This is a genomic window from Thiothrix fructosivorans, assembly GCF_017349355.1.
Lineage (GTDB): Bacteria > Pseudomonadota > Gammaproteobacteria > Thiotrichales > Thiotrichaceae > Thiothrix > Thiothrix fructosivorans.
In genome coordinates this window covers 1,234,146-1,249,261 of sequence record NZ_JAFMPM010000006.1, presented here as the reverse complement: position 1 = coordinate 1,249,261, position 15,116 = coordinate 1,234,146, and the positions used below count along the sequence as shown (strand labels likewise).

16 protein-coding genes are annotated in these 15,116 nt (G+C 53.5%); 8 read left to right on the top strand and 8 right to left on the bottom strand.

Features of this window, described 5'->3' with window-relative positions:
• Positions 1–78: 78 nt before the first annotated feature.
• Positions 79–1,326: an ATP-binding protein gene (locus J1836_RS09455; protein WP_242632835.1), complete on the top strand. Its 1,248-nt coding sequence runs from the start codon at positions 79–81 to the stop codon at positions 1,324–1,326.
• On the opposite strand, the gene J1836_RS09450 is transcribed toward J1836_RS09455, so the two are convergent.
• Positions 1,323–1,814, bottom strand: coding sequence for a HugZ family pyridoxamine 5'-phosphate oxidase (locus J1836_RS09450; protein WP_207250873.1), 492 nt, complete (start codon positions 1,812–1,814; stop codon positions 1,323–1,325). The genes J1836_RS09455 and J1836_RS09450 overlap by 4 nt on opposite strands.
• Positions 1,815–1,966: 152 nt before the next feature.
• On the opposite strand from J1836_RS09450, the gene J1836_RS09445 reads away from it, so the two are divergent.
• The 6 genes from J1836_RS09445 to J1836_RS09420 all read left to right on the top strand — a co-directional run bounded on the left by J1836_RS09445 (position 1,967) and on the right by J1836_RS09420 (position 8,416).
• Positions 1,967–2,431, top strand: a complete 465-nt coding sequence (locus J1836_RS09445; protein WP_207250872.1) for an META domain-containing protein — start codon at positions 1,967–1,969, stop codon at positions 2,429–2,431.
• Positions 2,432–2,542: 111 nt separating this feature from the next.
• Positions 2,543–3,232, top strand: coding sequence for a hypothetical protein (locus J1836_RS09440; RefSeq protein WP_207250871.1), 690 nt, complete (start codon positions 2,543–2,545; stop codon positions 3,230–3,232).
• Positions 3,233–3,244: 12 nt separating this feature from the next.
• Entirely contained in the window at positions 3,245–4,405 is a 1,161-nt protein-coding gene (locus tag J1836_RS09435) for a copper amine oxidase (RefSeq protein WP_207250870.1), read from the top strand.
• Positions 4,406–4,422: 17 nt separating this feature from the next.
• On the top strand, positions 4,423–6,807 hold the full coding sequence (locus J1836_RS09430; RefSeq protein ID WP_207250869.1) for a copper amine oxidase: 2,385 nt from the start codon (positions 4,423–4,425) through the stop codon (positions 6,805–6,807).
• Between the two features lie 35 nt (positions 6,808–6,842).
• A complete protein-coding gene (locus J1836_RS09425; RefSeq protein WP_207250868.1) occupies positions 6,843–7,244 on the top strand; it encodes a hypothetical protein in 402 nt (133 codons plus the stop codon).
• On the top strand, positions 7,244–8,416 hold the full coding sequence (locus J1836_RS09420) for a cytochrome-c peroxidase (RefSeq protein WP_207250867.1): 1,173 nt from the start codon (positions 7,244–7,246) through the stop codon (positions 8,414–8,416). Before J1836_RS09425 ends, J1836_RS09420 begins: the two co-directional genes overlap by 1 nt.
• A 4-nt stretch (positions 8,417–8,420) precedes the next feature.
• Here J1836_RS09420 and nhaD read toward each other — a convergent pair whose 3' ends face one another.
• From nhaD to znuC, 5 genes are all read right to left on the bottom strand, one after another.
• The gene (gene nhaD / locus J1836_RS09415; protein ID WP_207250866.1) at positions 8,421–9,740 is read right to left on the bottom strand and encodes a sodium:proton antiporter NhaD; all 1,320 of its coding nucleotides are present in this window, start codon (positions 9,738–9,740) and stop codon (positions 8,421–8,423) included.
• Between the two features lie 107 nt (positions 9,741–9,847).
• Positions 9,848–10,099, bottom strand: coding sequence for a YfhL family 4Fe-4S dicluster ferredoxin (locus tag J1836_RS09410; RefSeq protein WP_207250865.1), 252 nt, complete (start codon positions 10,097–10,099; stop codon positions 9,848–9,850).
• Between the two features lie 98 nt (positions 10,100–10,197).
• Positions 10,198–10,713 (bottom strand): pantetheine-phosphate adenylyltransferase, encoded by a 516-nt coding sequence (gene coaD / locus J1836_RS09405; RefSeq protein ID WP_207250864.1) that lies wholly within the window; start codon positions 10,711–10,713, stop codon positions 10,198–10,200.
• A gap of 110 nt (positions 10,714–10,823) precedes the next feature.
• A complete protein-coding gene (locus tag J1836_RS09400; protein ID WP_207250863.1) occupies positions 10,824–11,612 on the bottom strand; it encodes an iron chelate uptake ABC transporter family permease subunit in 789 nt (262 codons plus the stop codon).
• Positions 11,605–12,381 carry a zinc ABC transporter ATP-binding protein ZnuC gene (gene znuC / locus J1836_RS09395; protein WP_207250862.1) on the bottom strand — a complete coding sequence of 259 codons (777 nt, stop codon included), beginning with the start codon at positions 12,379–12,381 and terminating at the stop codon, positions 11,605–11,607. Before znuC ends, J1836_RS09400 begins: the two co-directional genes overlap by 8 nt.
• 26 nt (positions 12,382–12,407) lie before the next feature.
• On the opposite strand from znuC, the gene J1836_RS09390 reads away from it, so the two are divergent.
• Positions 12,408–13,322, top strand: coding sequence for a zinc ABC transporter substrate-binding protein (locus J1836_RS09390; protein ID WP_207250861.1), 915 nt, complete (start codon positions 12,408–12,410; stop codon positions 13,320–13,322).
• 4 nt (positions 13,323–13,326) lie between these two features.
• Here J1836_RS09390 and J1836_RS09385 read toward each other — a convergent pair whose 3' ends face one another.
• Together J1836_RS09385 and lysA are read right to left on the bottom strand one after the other, a co-directional pair.
• Positions 13,327–13,674, bottom strand: coding sequence for a FecR family protein (locus J1836_RS09385; RefSeq protein WP_207250860.1), 348 nt, complete (start codon positions 13,672–13,674; stop codon positions 13,327–13,329).
• Positions 13,675–13,863: 189 nt separating this feature from the next.
• Positions 13,864–15,114 (bottom strand): diaminopimelate decarboxylase, encoded by a 1,251-nt coding sequence (gene lysA / locus J1836_RS09380; protein ID WP_207250859.1) that lies wholly within the window; start codon positions 15,112–15,114, stop codon positions 13,864–13,866.
• Positions 15,115–15,116 lie beyond the last annotated feature (2 nt).

The following is a 15,116-nucleotide window of genomic DNA, read 5'->3' as shown; positions in this document are numbered from 1 at the left end:
CTCAAATACATCTCGTGATTTTGTAAATCAAACACTATACTTTAAAACATCTAAAGCTTAACTTTACATTTGCAAACTATGTTCACCCAACGCCACCTCGCCCCCAAGCTCCTGACTGCCCTCAACAGCAGCCCGATTGTATTCATCAGCGGCGCACGCCAAGCCGGAAAAAGCACCTTGGTACAAACGCTCTCCGCCAGCCACTTCCCAGCGGATTACGTCACCTTCGACAGCCCCACCGCGATGGCTGCCGCTGTCAGCAACCCCGACTTCTTCCTAAGCCGCGACCGCCCGCTGATTATTGATGAAGTTCAGCTTGTCCCCGACATCTTCCGCGCCCTCAAAAAACGCATCGACGACTTGCGCCTCAAAGACAAAGCCAACAGTAACGGACGCTACCTACTAACAGGTTCAGCCAATATCATGGCACTGCCCAAACTCGCGGATGCACTGGTCGGGCGCATGGCATTGCTACGCCTTTACCCCTTATCCGCACTGGAATTGCATGAACAAAGCGGCACATTCCTCAGCAACTTATTCAACAACCGCTTCCCCTATCAAACCCTCAGCACCAGTATGGAAGCCACGCTCACCACCATCCGCGATGCGACATTTCCAGAACTCCCCGGCAAAACCGAGGCAGAACGCGAACGGTGGTTCGACAACTACATCAGCACTCTCTTGCAACGTGACATGCGCCAAATTGCCGAAGTCGAAAAAATCACCTTGCTACCCAGCCTATTACGTCTAATGGCAGCACGCGCAGGCAATCTGGTGAATGACAGTGAAATCGCCCGCAGTGTCGGTCTGAATGCTGTGACAGGCAAACGTTACCGCACCCTATTGGAATTCATGTACCTCACTACCGACATTCCGCCGTGGTTTCGCAATATTGAAAAGCGCCTAGTCAAAGCACCCAAAGCCTACTTGTTGGACACCAATTTGCTCTGCCACACGCTCGGCTACCGCCTACAAGATTTACCATTACACAACCCTACGCTGTTTGGGCATGTACTGGAAAACTTTGTCGCCAGCGAACTAATCAAGCAATTGTCGTTCAGCAATACCCGCGCCAACCTGTTTCATTTCCGCACCAGTGACGGTAAAGAAGTCGATTTCGTCTTAGAACAACCTAACGGACAATTAGCAGGTGTTGAAGTCAAAGCCGCAGGGCAAGTCCAAAGCATTGATTTCAAAGGCTTGCAAGAACTGCAACAACAGGTAGGCGATGACTTTCTCTGTGGCGTGGTATTGTACCAAGGCACAGAAACCGTCCCGTTTGGTGAAAAGCTGTGGGCAGTGCCGTTACCCGCACTCTGGCATTAGGCTTGCCCCGCCCCAATGTGCTGCACGTCACGCAGCCCCTCACCCGCCAGCACAAACGCTTGCCCAAATCCCATCACAAACCGCCCAGACTGCGGTTTCAAGCGGAACATCACAAAATCACCCAAGCCACGCAGCAAGCCCACCACATTGCCAAACCGCGCCTCTATCTTGTCCAGCATCAGCGGATACGCCGCCTCTTCCCGCGCCACCACTTCCGCCACACAACGATAGGTCGCACGGGTACGCGCAAAAATCTGTCGGGCATCTTGCTCATCCGTAATCAACAACACTGCCACCTGCGGATGATGCAAAATTTCTTGCGTATGGCTGGCAAGCCCGCTTACAAAAATGTAGAAATTACCCGCATCATCCCGCACGAAAGGCGCATAACTGATCGACGCTTCGCCCCCTGCATCCAGCGTTGCCAGTTGCAGAGTTTTTGCGCTTTCCAGTAATTGCCCCAGTGTCTCCTCAGGGTGTTTACTCATAACGTTTCTCCTCAAATAGCGTAATCATGCAGTTTGTCTGCTTATTTTGCGGATTTCGCCACAAAAGCACACGATAGAGAGTTAAACATAGCAACTTTTTGCTGTTTTTACTCTCTTATAGACAATAACTAAAACCACCTAGGAGTTCCGCAATGCTCAAAACATTCTTCCCCTCCGTCTCAGCACAAATGCTTGGCGTGCTCGCTTTTTTAGCAATCATTTCCGCTTGCAGCCTCGATACCGAGAAAGCGGTGACGCCCATGACGCTTTCCGGCACACAATGGGACTTAAAAACGCTCAGTGGGCAAACCGTGAAAACGGATAAATTGCCAACGATTCAGTTCGATACCAGCCGCATGAATGGCTACGCCGGATGCAACCAATTTTTCGGTAACTACACTGGCAGCAGCGATGGCGTGTTTAGCAGCAGCGGTATCGGTGCAACCAAAATGGCGTGCATGGGTGACAAAAGCCAATTGGAACAACAGTTTTTTGCGCAACTTGCCAAAACCAGCCAATACGCCATCGTGCTGGATCAACTGCATTTGTTAGACAACGACCGCAATATCCTCATGGTACTGAGCGCCGCCAAACCGGCAAAACCGACCGCTCAATAACGCCTCTCACCGCTTATCATAAAAACAAAATAGGCTGGCATCCACACGATGGATGACCAGCTCACTCCCTGCCTAGACTGTTACCAAGATTCACAATAAATGGTTTCAGTCATGCCAAACGTACCGTCCCTGCGTTCTTTATTGCTCTGCCTCCCCTTAGTGCTGGCAGCGTTGCCTACTCAGGCGGGTAGCCTCGATCCACTCAGCGCCGCCGAAATGGAACGTGCCATTCAGCAAGCTAGCAGCGCCCCACCCGTCGCCACCACCCGCCAACTCGCCAACAACGCCAACAACGCCAACAACGCCAACAACGCCAGCATCCCAGCCCCAGAACGCTTGCTGGTCGAACGCCATCTCAATGCCAAAGGCGAAACTGCCCGCCTTGCCGACGTGTACACCTACGACTACGCCACCAATGAAACCATCATTAGCGTGATTGACTTGGATACCAATAAAATCCTGTCCAACAAACGCGAGAAAAACCTGCAATTACCGCTGACCGATAACGAACTCAAACGCGCCTCCGACCTAATCTTTGCTGATGACGAACAGCGCAGCCTGCTGGATGCCGAATTCAAGCGCATTACCGGTAAAACCCTGACCGACCCGCAGCAATTGCAAGTCAAAGCCTTTGTTTTCCACGCCTCCAGCTTGCCCGAACAACTCAATGATGCCTCCAAGCAATGCGGTTTACACCGTTGCGCCCAAGTGCTGCTCTACACCGCTGACTCAGTAGTGTTTGAAGTCAGCCCCATCGTCAACCTGTCCGCAGGCGTTATTACCCAAAATATCGGCTTCTAAGGGAACACCACCATGCACTACCGCACTCCCCTACTCGCACTGAGCCTGCTTGCCTTGTGGCAAAGCCCTGCGTTTGCCGCCCCCAGCACCGCTTGCAATGGACAAACCCTCAGCAAAACCTTTGCCTCCGGCGCAAGCTGGAATTTGTGCTGGGCAGTGCGCCCCGCCGAAGGCATCGTGCTTTCGCAAGTCACCTACAAAGCCCCCAATAACGCCGCCCGCCGTGTTCTCGGTGAAGCCGCGCTTTCCCAACTGGAAACCGCATTCGACGATGGCTCAGTCGCCCCGCTCATGCTCACCACCGAGGCTGGCTTTGGCGGCAACAACCTGCAAACCCTCACCGCGCCAGACTGCGCTGGCGGTACACTTCGCGCTGACAATGGACGCAATGTGCTGTGCGAAACCACCCGTAGCCACGGCTATTTCTATAAATACACTACGCAACGCCAAGGGCAATTGCTGGAACTCGCCAGCCACTCGCAAATCGGTGCACGTAACTACAGCGTGCGCTGGCGGTTCTTTGAAAACGGCACGATTGAACCCAGTGTCGGTTTAAGTGGCGAATTACCCGTGGTCGATGCCACTGCCGCCCAATACGGCTGGCCTGCGATGAAAAGCGGCAAAATTGCCACGGGCTTTACCGATCACGCGTTATGGCGACTCGATTTCGACCTCGACACCACTCACGCCAACGATGTTGTGGAAGAAATCACCAGCACGCCGACTACCGATCGCTTGCGCAAAACCAAAGCGATTACCGCCTTAAACACCGAAACAGGACGCAGCTTTGACCCCGAAACCAAACGTTTCTGGCGCATCCGTGACGGCATCCTCACCAATGGCAGTGTCGGGCAAATCTCCTACGAACTCGTGCCCAACCATTACGACGCCAGCCGCGCCAATAGCAGCAATGCAAGCTGGTTAGCGCAAGACGTATTTTTCACCCGTTACAACGCTTGCGAAAAATACGCTGCCAACAATCCCACCAGCGCTTGCGGCGGCAATGTCAGCCAATTCGCCAATGCCGAAAGCATCAACCAGCAAGATGTAGTGGTTTGGTACAAGCAAAGCTATCACCACCTGCCGCGCAGTGAAGACAGCAACCGCATCAGCACCGTCTGGAGCAGCTTTCAGTTATTGCCACGCGACTGGCATTCCACCAATCCGTTTTGAGGCAGGGAACAACAACCATGCAAACAACCAACTACGCCTATGCCGCCCTCGCACTGTTAGCGCTGCACGGCTTCCTGCCCAGCACCGCGCACGCTGCCGAATTCTGTGCTGACCAATATTACGTGGACACGACGCTTCCCAACCAAGCCCGCTGGGATATGTGCTGGGAACACCGCAACCGCGAAGGCGTGGTGTTGCACCACGTCCATTACACCCCGCCCAATGGCACGCGCCGCATGGTGTTATTCCAAGCCGCTGTCGCACAAATTCACGTCCCGTATGACGACAATGGCGCTCGCTACCACGACGTGTCCGACTACGGGCTAGGCGGCGGTTATATGTCCGCACTCACCACGCAAGAATGTGTGGGCGGGCAACTGCTGAATTACGCAGGCAAAAACATTCTGTGCAAACAAATCAGTCCTCGCGATGATGCCTATAGCGTTGACAATGACCGCCTGCAAGGGGATGCACTCAGCCTATTCAGCGTGTCCGCAATTGGTGCATACAACTACATTCCCGAATGGCGTTTCTTGGATGACGGCGCAATCGAACCGGGCATTGGTGCTACGGGCGCATTGCAACGCTTTGGCGCAAGCACCCTCGCCCCGCACGGCTGGCTGCTGGAAAGCAACAAAATCGGCATTGCGCATTTGCACAATTTCTTCTGGAAACTCGACTTCGATCTCGGCGGCACAGGCTCAGACGACGTGGTGGAAGAAATCAACTACACCCAAAGCAACGGCAAAATGGCGCGTACCCATACCGCGCTCACCAGCGAAGCAGCGCGTTCGGTTGACCCCACGCAAGTGCGCTCTTGGCGGATCATGGATAGCAACCTGAAAAACGCCAAAGGGTTGCCGATGTCTTACGAAATCCAACTGCCCGAATCGGTGCAACGCGATGACGGCCCTAGCAGTGAACCGTTTACCCAACACGATTTTTTTGTGACCAAGCAAAAAAGTTGCGAACTGTTTGCGTCTCACAACCCCACCACCAATGCGTGTGCGGCTGACTTGAGCACGTTCGTGAACGGTGAAAGCCTCAGTGGGCAAGACATCGTGGTGTGGCCTTCCACCACCTTCTACCACATGCCGCGTGCGGAAGATGCGCCGCGCATGGATGCACATTGGAGTCACATCCGCGTGATTCCGCGTGACTGGCACGATAAAAATCCGTTGAGCACCAGCGCGGAAACCGTACCAGATACCACTACGCCGCCACCTCCGCCGCCCCCACCACCACAACCGCCTGCCACTGGCACAATTTCCAATAACGCCAGCGGCATTAGCGTGAACGGCAATCTGACCGATTGGGCAAGCCTCACCTCGTTTGGTGCTGACCCTGATGAAATCACGGGTGCAAACAATAAGCTCAACTGGCTGGAAGGCTGGTTAGCCAACGATACCGACCGCGTATACCTTGCCTACAAAACCAAAGACGCGATCGACACCAGCGGTTTCTGGGGGTATCAGGCGTATCTGGATGGCGATTCCAGCACCACCACTGGCTACAAAACTGGCGCATTGGGTGCGGATTACTTAATCGAAGGCAGCAATGTCTGGCGTTACACCGGCACAGGCACAAGCTGGAGTTGGGCTTACCAAGGCAAAATGACCACGCAAACCAGCGGCAATGTCGCGGAATTCAGCTTCCCGCGCAGTTGGTTAGGCGCAAGCACGGAATTGCGCCTGATGTTCTGGGGCAACAATGCGGCGTTTGGTGGCACTACCCGCGACATTTACCCCGATGGCGCACTCATCAACGGCGCAACCACGCGTTACTTTACCTACAAAATGTACGTATCCACGACCACAGGCGGCGGTAATACTGGCGGTGGCGGCACAAGCAATAGCGGCATTAGCAACCCCGTGAGCAGTTTAAGCATCAATGGCAACCTCAGCGATTGGAGCGCATTAACCTCGTTCGGCACTGACCCGACCGATGTTTCCGGCGCAAACAACCCGCTGGATTGGCAAGAAGGTTGGATGGCGCACAATAGCAGCACCGTGTATATCGCTTACCGCACTTTGAACGCGGTGAATACCGACGGCTTCTGGGGCTATCAAGCCTATTTGGATACCGACAGCACGACTGCCACGGGCTACCAAACCAGCGGCTCATCCGCTAATGCGATGGGCGCGGAATACATGCTTGAAGGCAGCACACTGTGGCGTTACACGGGGGATGGTGAGAGTTGGAGCTGGGTCGAACAAGGCGTTACCACCTATGCGATCAGTGGACAAACAGCCGAATTCAGCCTGCCACGTAGCTGGTTAGGCAATCCCAGTAAACTACGGTTAATGTTCAAGGGGAATAATGCGGCGTTCGGTGGCACGGTTGCGGACATTTATCCGAATGACACGGCAACACCGCGCTATTTCGAGTATCGTTTCCAGTAACGCCTCATTACACCTGAAGCAGCGAGCACACAACGATGTTAACAAAATGGCTCACATTCTCTACGCTCAGTCTGCTCTTGGCAGGCTGTAGCGGCAATGCGGCGACGACTTGGCAACAACACCAAGTCAGCAGCAGCGGGCTGTACCAAGCCACGCTGACCTGCGCCACCGCCCCCACCGTGGCAATCTTTCAGGAATGTGCATTGCAACTCAGCAGCGAGCAAGCCTTGCCGCCCGACTTGAGCCTTACCGTGGATGGCGGAATGCCCGCCCACGGACACGGTTTACCCACCGCACCGCAAGCTGTCCCAACGGGTAAGGTTGGTGAGTATCGTATTGACGGGCTGAAATACAGCATGGTGGGTGAATGGGTACTGGGTTTCTGGCTGCACTCTGCGGCTGGGCAAGACAAAATCGTATTCCGGTTCACCTTCTGATGCGCACAACCGCTTACTTACTCGGCATTGCCTTGGTGCTGGGCATGAGTGCTTGTAACGACGGCAGCGTGTGGACAGCGCAAGAACGCGCCACCTTGCAATCGCTCAACCTCGCCACCTTGCCCGCCGCGCATGACCCCAGCAATCGCTTTGCCGATAACCCGCAAGCAGCAGCATTGGGCAAGCAATTATTCTTCGACCCACGTTTGAGCCGCAATGGGCAAGTTGCCTGTGCGACCTGCCATCGCCCCGAACACGCTTTCAGTGACGGCAAACCCGTTGCCGAAGCCTTAGCGAAAGGCACGCGCAATACCCCCTCTTTGCTAGGCGTTGCGCACAACGACTGGTTTTTCTGGGACGGGCGCAAAGACAGCCTGTGGTCGCAAGCCCTCGCACCGTTGGAAAATCCGGCGGAACACGGTTTCACCCGCGTGGAAATCGTGCGCTTGCTGCTGGAAGATACCGCCTACGCCTCCCAATACCACGCCTTACTCACCGACTTGCCGACACCCGAAACGGTAGCGACTTTGCCCACTAGCGCCTCCCCTTCCGGCACGCTGGAACAATTGCAGGCATGGAAAAGTATGCCGCCAGCAGCGCGTGAACAGGTGGATCAAGTATTCGCCGCAACCGGGAAATTCATCGCCGCTTACGTTAGCAGCTTAGCGCTTGCCCCCAATCGGCTCGACACCGCGATCAACAACAGCAGCGCCCTAACCCCCTCTGAAATTGCCGGAGCGCGTTTATTCATGGGCAAAGCGCAATGTATCTTGTGCCATTCTGGCGCAATGCTCACCAACCAAACTTTCCAGAATATTGGCACGGGAATGCTCGGTAAAGACAGCGGACGTGCCACCGTGTTGGATAGCGTGCGCAACGACCGCTTCAATTGCCAAGGCAAATACAGCGATGCTGCGCCGGAAACCTGTACCGAATTGCAATTCCTCACCCGCAACCGCCACAGTGTCGCAGGCGCATTCAAAGTGCCTAGCCTGCGCAATGTTGCCCAAACCGCCCCGTATTTTCATGACGGACGCATGGCAACACTGGACGCGGTGATTGATTACTACGTGCAAGCCGCGCAGCAAGCCAATAAAGACCATGATTTGCCGCGAATCGAATTGAGCGATGCGGAAAAGCGTGACCTGATCGCTTTCCTGAAAGTGCTATAACCGTTCAGAGTATCGCGGCATTAATCCATAAATGCGCCCAGATACTCACCACGTAGCCGAGCGCTACTGCCCACGTCCATTGAAGGTGTGAAGCAAAGGTATAAATGCCCCGCGCTTGTCCCATCAACGCAACACCTGCTGCTGAACCAATCGACAGCATCGAACCACCGACCCCCGCCGTCAGCGTCACCAATAACCATTGCCCCTGCGACATCTCTGGCTGCATGGTCAGCACCGCAAACATCACCGGAATGTTATCCACCAATGCGGACAAGATACCTACCAGCACATTCGCCCAGGTTGCCCCTAGATCGGTATAAAGGAGTTCCGAAACCAGTGTCAAATACCCGAATGCCCCCAAACCGCCCACACACAAAATGACCCCATAGAAAAACATCAGCGTATCCCATTCCGAGCGCTGCAACTGGCTGAAAATATCAAACCGCCCAATATTCCCCTCGCCAATCTGATTGCGTGGATCGTGTTCAGCCACTTTCAAATACCAACCGTATAATTTCAGCACACCCAAACCCGTCATCATGCCCAGCACGGGCGGCAAATGCAGCGAGTTGTGGAAGATGACTGCCATCGCAATGGTGGCAATAAATAACCCCAGCACCACAAAGCCGCCTTGCTTGACTACCGCCAAATCATGATTGGCGGCAGGCTTACCCTTTTCAACAAAGAACGACATGATCACCGCAGGTACAAGCCAGTTCAGCACCGAGGGGATAAACAAAGCGAAAAATTCCGTGAATTTAACCAGACCTGCCTGCCATACCATCAAAGTGGTAATATCACCAAACGGACTCCAAGCCCCGCCTGCATTCGCTGCCACCACGATATTGACACAGCCCATCGCCACAAATTTGGGTCGGTCGGCGGCTACCGATACCAATACGGCTGCCATCAGCAAAGCGGTAGTCAAGTTATCGGCTATCGGGGAAATGCAGAACGCCAGTATCCCCGTCGTCCAGAAAATGCCATAAAGCGAAAAGTCTTTCGATACCAGCTTTGAGCGTAACGCCGCAAACACATGACGCTCTTCCAGCGTATTGATGAAGGTCATTGCCGCCAGCAAGAACAGAAACAGCTTGGCGTATTCCAACAAGTTATGGTCGAGGATTTCCTCCACCTTGTCGGTTTGCCCAATACCAGCGTAGGCGATTGCCACCAATACCCAAATAATGCCCGCCACGACCATCACGGGCTTAGACTTGCGCAAATGGATGCGCTCTTCACCAATCACTAGCGCGTAGGCGAAGACGAACAGAATCAGCGCAGTAATGCCAAAGCCTGTTCCGGTCAGATCTAAGTTTTCCATTATTTCACCTCGAAGAAAGCACCATTCTAGGTGAAATGATGGGTATAAACAAAAATGCCCGCAAACGCGGGCATTTCAGAGCAGCCAAAACAGCGCCAGCTAAATGCTTAGCCTTTCGCCATCAGTTGTTCATACTTCAACTGCAATTGCGATTTGGATTCAACGTGCTCTGGGTCATGTGGAATGCAATCCACGGGGCAAACCGATACGCATTGCGGCTCATCGTAATGCCCGACGCACTCAGTGCAACGGTTTGGGTCAATCACATAAATTTCATCACCAGCAGAAATCGCGTCGTTGGGGCACTCTGGCTCGCAAACGTCACAGTTAATGCACTCGTCAGTAATCATCAATGCCATGTACTAAATCCTCTTAAATGTTTATTTGCGGCGATTTTACCTATCTGCCCCAAAAGATAACATTAACTTCTATCAAAATAACAATACTCAGACTTTTTCTAACCCAACCCGCGATCAGTACGTACTTGTGCAATTTTCTGCTTCAACGCTTCCAACACATGCGGCGCAACAAAACGGGACACATCCCCGTTAAGGATAGCGACTTCTTTCACCAAGGTAGACGAGATAAAGGAGAAACTTTCACCCGGCATCAAAAACACCGACTCGACTTCCGGCGCAAGGCTGCGGTTCATGCTAGCTAATTGGAATTCAAACTCGAAATCGGACACTGCACGCATTCCGCGCACCAGCACGCGTGCATTTTCGCCCCGTGCAAAGTCCACCAGCAACCCTTCAAAGCCTTTCACCGTGACACGATCCGCTAAACCTTGTTCGTGCAATTCACGCTGAATCATCGCAACCCGTTCTTCCAACGAAAATAGCGGCTTCTTTTTCGGGTTGTACGCCACCCCCACCACGACCCGTGCACACAATTTGCCCGCACGCTTAATCAGGTCAAGGTGTCCCTTGGTAATCGGGTCGAATGTGCCCGGATAGACAGCAGTAATTTCCATGAATACAAGCCATATAGATTGATGACAAAAGAAGTAGGGAATGTCCTATTCATCACCTTGTAACACCTTATGGTGCATTGCACAATATCCCATTCGCTGAGCTGCACCGTTTATGTGCTGCGCTGCGAAATTACCTGTGTTAACAAGAATAAACCGCTGGCAGCCACCACAATACTGGGTCCTGTAGGCGTATCCATTTGCAAAGAAAGTCCCATCCCAGCCAGCAATGCCACCACGCCCAATAGCACCGCAAACACGACCATTTGTTCAGGCGTTCGCGCAAAGCGCCGCGCCGTCGCCGCTGGAATAATCAGCAATGCCGTGAGCAATAATACTCCCACAACTTTCATGGCAACTGCCACCATCAAGGCAATCAACAGCATGTAAGTCGCGCTCACCCACCACACTTTAACACCTTCCACCTGCGCCAATTCCGCGTGGACACTTAAGGATAATAGCGGTCGCCATAGCCACACCATCACCCCCACGACCAGCACGGTTAAACCCCATGTCAGCGCAATATCGAACGGTGTTACCGCCAAAATATCCCCAAACAAATACGCCATCAGATCCACGCGCACATTCGGCAAGAAGGTCAACGCCACCGTACCCAACGCCAGCGCACTGTGCCCAATAATCCCCAGCACCGTATCACTGCCTAGTGCCGGATTGTTTTGCACATACAGCATCAGCAACGCCACCAACGCACACACCAACATAATCCACAGATTCATGCTTGTGCCCGTCATCAGTCCAATCGCCACGCCCAACAAGGCCGAATGCGACAAGGTATCGCCAAAATACGCCATACGCCGCCACAGCAAAAACACGCCCAGCACACCGCTCATCAGCACCACCGCCAAACCTGCCAGCAATGCCCGCCCAATAAAATCATCCATGCCGTTGCTCCTCTCCATCTGTTGGCAAAGGCACGACGCAACCGTGTATATCGTGCTGATGATCATGATGATGCGTATACACCGCGAACCCCGCAGCGCGGGCATCCCCAAACAGACGTAAATATTCGGGGTGGCGCGACACTGCCTCCGGCTGCCCCGAACAACAAATATGCTGATTCAAGCACAATACCTGATCGGTCGCTGCCATCACCAAATGCAAATCGTGCGACACCATCACCACGCCGTAGCCATGCTTCTGTTTCAAGCGCGTAATCAGTTGGTATAACTCGCTTAAACCGCTCACATCCACGCCCTGCCCCGGCTCATCCAGCACCAACAATTGTGGCTGATTCAGCAAGGCGCGTGCCAGCAACACGCGCTGCAACTCACCGCCCGATAAGGATTGCACCGCTTGCGGCAATAAGGCTTGCACGCCGACTTCTTCCGCGCTCAACCGCACTGCTGCCGCATCATGCCGCCACAAATTCAAGCCAATGAAACGCTCAACCGTGAGCGGGAGCAGCCGATCCAAGTGAAATTTTTGTGGTACATAGCCAATCCGCAAATCGGGTTGCCGCCACACGCTGCCGCTGTCCGGTTTTTGCAAACCCAGTAGAATTTTCAGTAAGGTCGATTTCCCCGCACCATTAGGGCCAATCAGTGTTAAAACACTTTGCGGGTACACTTCAAGGCTGACATCGTGCAAAATCACCCGCTGCCCAAAGTGCAGACCAATATTTTCCAGTTTTGCTAAGTGTGTGATGGACATCCCTGCCAACGTATAAGAGTGAAAAAATGTTCCGTATTCTAACGATTTTCCTAGTGGCGTGCTTAGCCGTTTTGTCCGCTTGTCAACCCGACCCGACCAGCAAACCACTGGTCGTCAGCACGATCAAGCCCCTTCACGCCTTGGTGTACGCCATTGCAGGCGGCGCAAACAGCCCGTTGGAACTGCGCCAACTCTTGCCGGATGGCGCATCGCCGCACCATTACGCCCTGAAACCGTCCGATATGCGTACCTTAAATAGTGCTGCCGTGGTCTTGCGTATCGGCAGTGGCTTGGAAACATTTTTAGACAAACCGCTGGCAAATCTGCAAGCACAGCAGCGGGTGCTTACCCTTGCCGATGCCACGGGCATTCAGCACTTGCACGCCCGCGCTAGCCACGGCGCAGCAATGACAGGGCATGATGCCCATAGCGAAGACTTGCATGTGTGGTTAAACCCCGACAACGCCATTGCGATGAGCCGCGCCATTGCCACGGCCTTGGGGGAAGCCGACCCTGGTCATCAAGCCGACTATGCTTTGAATGCCGACAAGCTGATTCAACGTATCCACGAAACCGATTTATCCATCCGCCAGCAACTTGCCCCACTCAGCAATAAACCGTATTTGAGCTTTCACGATGCTTGGCAACATTTTGATACACATTACGGCTTAAACTTTGCGGGGGCAGTGACCTTGGATGTGTCGCGCTTACCAGGGGCAAAACACGTCCAAGATATTCGCAAGATCGTTGAGGAAAAACAGGCGGTCTGCCTGTTTCAAGAGCCGCAATTTTCGCCCACGCTAGTGAAAACCTTGGTGGAAGGCAGCGACATCCGTATCGGTGAACTTGACCCGCTGGGAATGGGATTACCGCTGGATGACAATACTTACATCACCTTATTGCGACAGGCGGCTGAACGTTTTCAGCAATGCTTACAATAGCAGATTAATAAATACCCAAATCGATCAGCGGCACTGACTCACGACGACTTTCGCGTAATGCACCACCAATGTATTCATAGCGCAAGCCTTGACCTTCGGTATAACTTTGCGAGCGGTATAAACTCATCCGAAACGCGCAGCCACCGCGCAACATGACGATATTACGGTCGTTCATTTTGAGTTGCACATTGGCACCGCGCACGGTATGTACCATGTCATCAGCGAAAACAACATCGCCCCGTTTGAGGATGCGCATCTCGCTATTCAACGTGCTTCTTGCTGTCACCTTGCCACGCTTGGATAGCACCGTACCGGCTTCCTGACGTTCGATTGTGGTATTCGGTGCTGGCATAAACGATCTCCGTCCGGTTGGGGATTGACTCACGGTATGGGTTTGCATTCGTAAGGATAGACTAGCCTAACGGGCTGACACGCATTTAAGGCTACAAAAAAGGTAAAGTGCAAAAAAAATCCGCCGGACGGTCACAGCGGATTTTTTCTGCCCAGTTAAAACGCGAAAATCGCAGGGCGATAGAGAAAATTAAGGAAGGATAGTTTCGCCACGCAATAGGTCATCCAGCGATTCACGGCGGCGCACGACGTGCACCGTATCACCATCCACCATAATTTCGGCAGCGCGTGGACGCGTATTGTAATTGGATGCCATCGTGAAACCATACGCACCTGCTGAACGTACCGCGAGGAAATCCCCCGGCTGAAGGTTCAAATCGCGTTCTTTGCCTAAAAAGTCGCTGGTTTCACACACCGGGCCTACGATGTCGTAGGTCGCCATTTCGCCCTCGGTACGCGGCACAACTGGAATGATTTCCTGCCACGCACTGTATAAAGCAGGGCGGATCAGGTCGTTCATGGCAGCATCCACGATGGCGAAGTTTTTGTATTCCGACAGTTTCAGGAATTCGACTTCTGTGACCAAAATGCCTGCATTCGCGGCAATTGCCCTGCCCGGTTCGACGAAAATTTCGTACTGGCATAAACGTTCATCGGTGAACAATTGCGCCATGTAGTCGGCAGGGGAAGGCGCTGCTTGTCCTTCTTGATAACGCACGCCCAAACCGCCGCCGATGTCGAGGTGGTGAATCTTCACACCTTGCGCTTGCAAGCGTTCCGCCAAGGCGAGCAAACGTTGCAACGCATCCATGAATGGCGTAAGCGTCAGCAATTGCGAACCGATGTGGCAGTCAATACCGACCACGTTCAGGTGAGGCATGGCGGCGGCTTTCAAATACACGGCTTCGGCACGACCGATTTCGATACCAAACTTGTTTTCTTTCAAGCCAGTGGAAATGTAGGGGTGGGTTTGCGCATCCACATCGGGGTTAACGCGCAAGGAGATAGAGGCTACTTTGCCCATTTCACCCGCTACTGCGTTGATGCGGTCGAGTTCGGCTTCGGATTCGATATTGAAGCAACGGATACCCACTTCCAATGCACGGCGGATTTCAGCGGCTTTTTTGCCAAGACCGGAAAACACCACTTTGCTGGGGTCGCCGCCTGCGCGTAATACCCGCTCCAATTCGCCGCCGGATACGATGTCGAAACCTGAGCCTAAACGAGCGAATAAGTTGAGAATGGCGAGGTTGGAATTGGCTTTGACTGCGTAGCACACTAGGTGCGGTTGTGCGCCAAACGCGTCGTTGAAAGCGTGCCAATGGCGTTCCAGCGTGGCGCGGGAATAAACGTAGCACGGTGTGCCGTGAGCGCGGGCAATGTCAGCGACGGCGACATTTTCGGCGTGGAGTTGCCCGTTGCGGTATTCAAAATGATCCATGA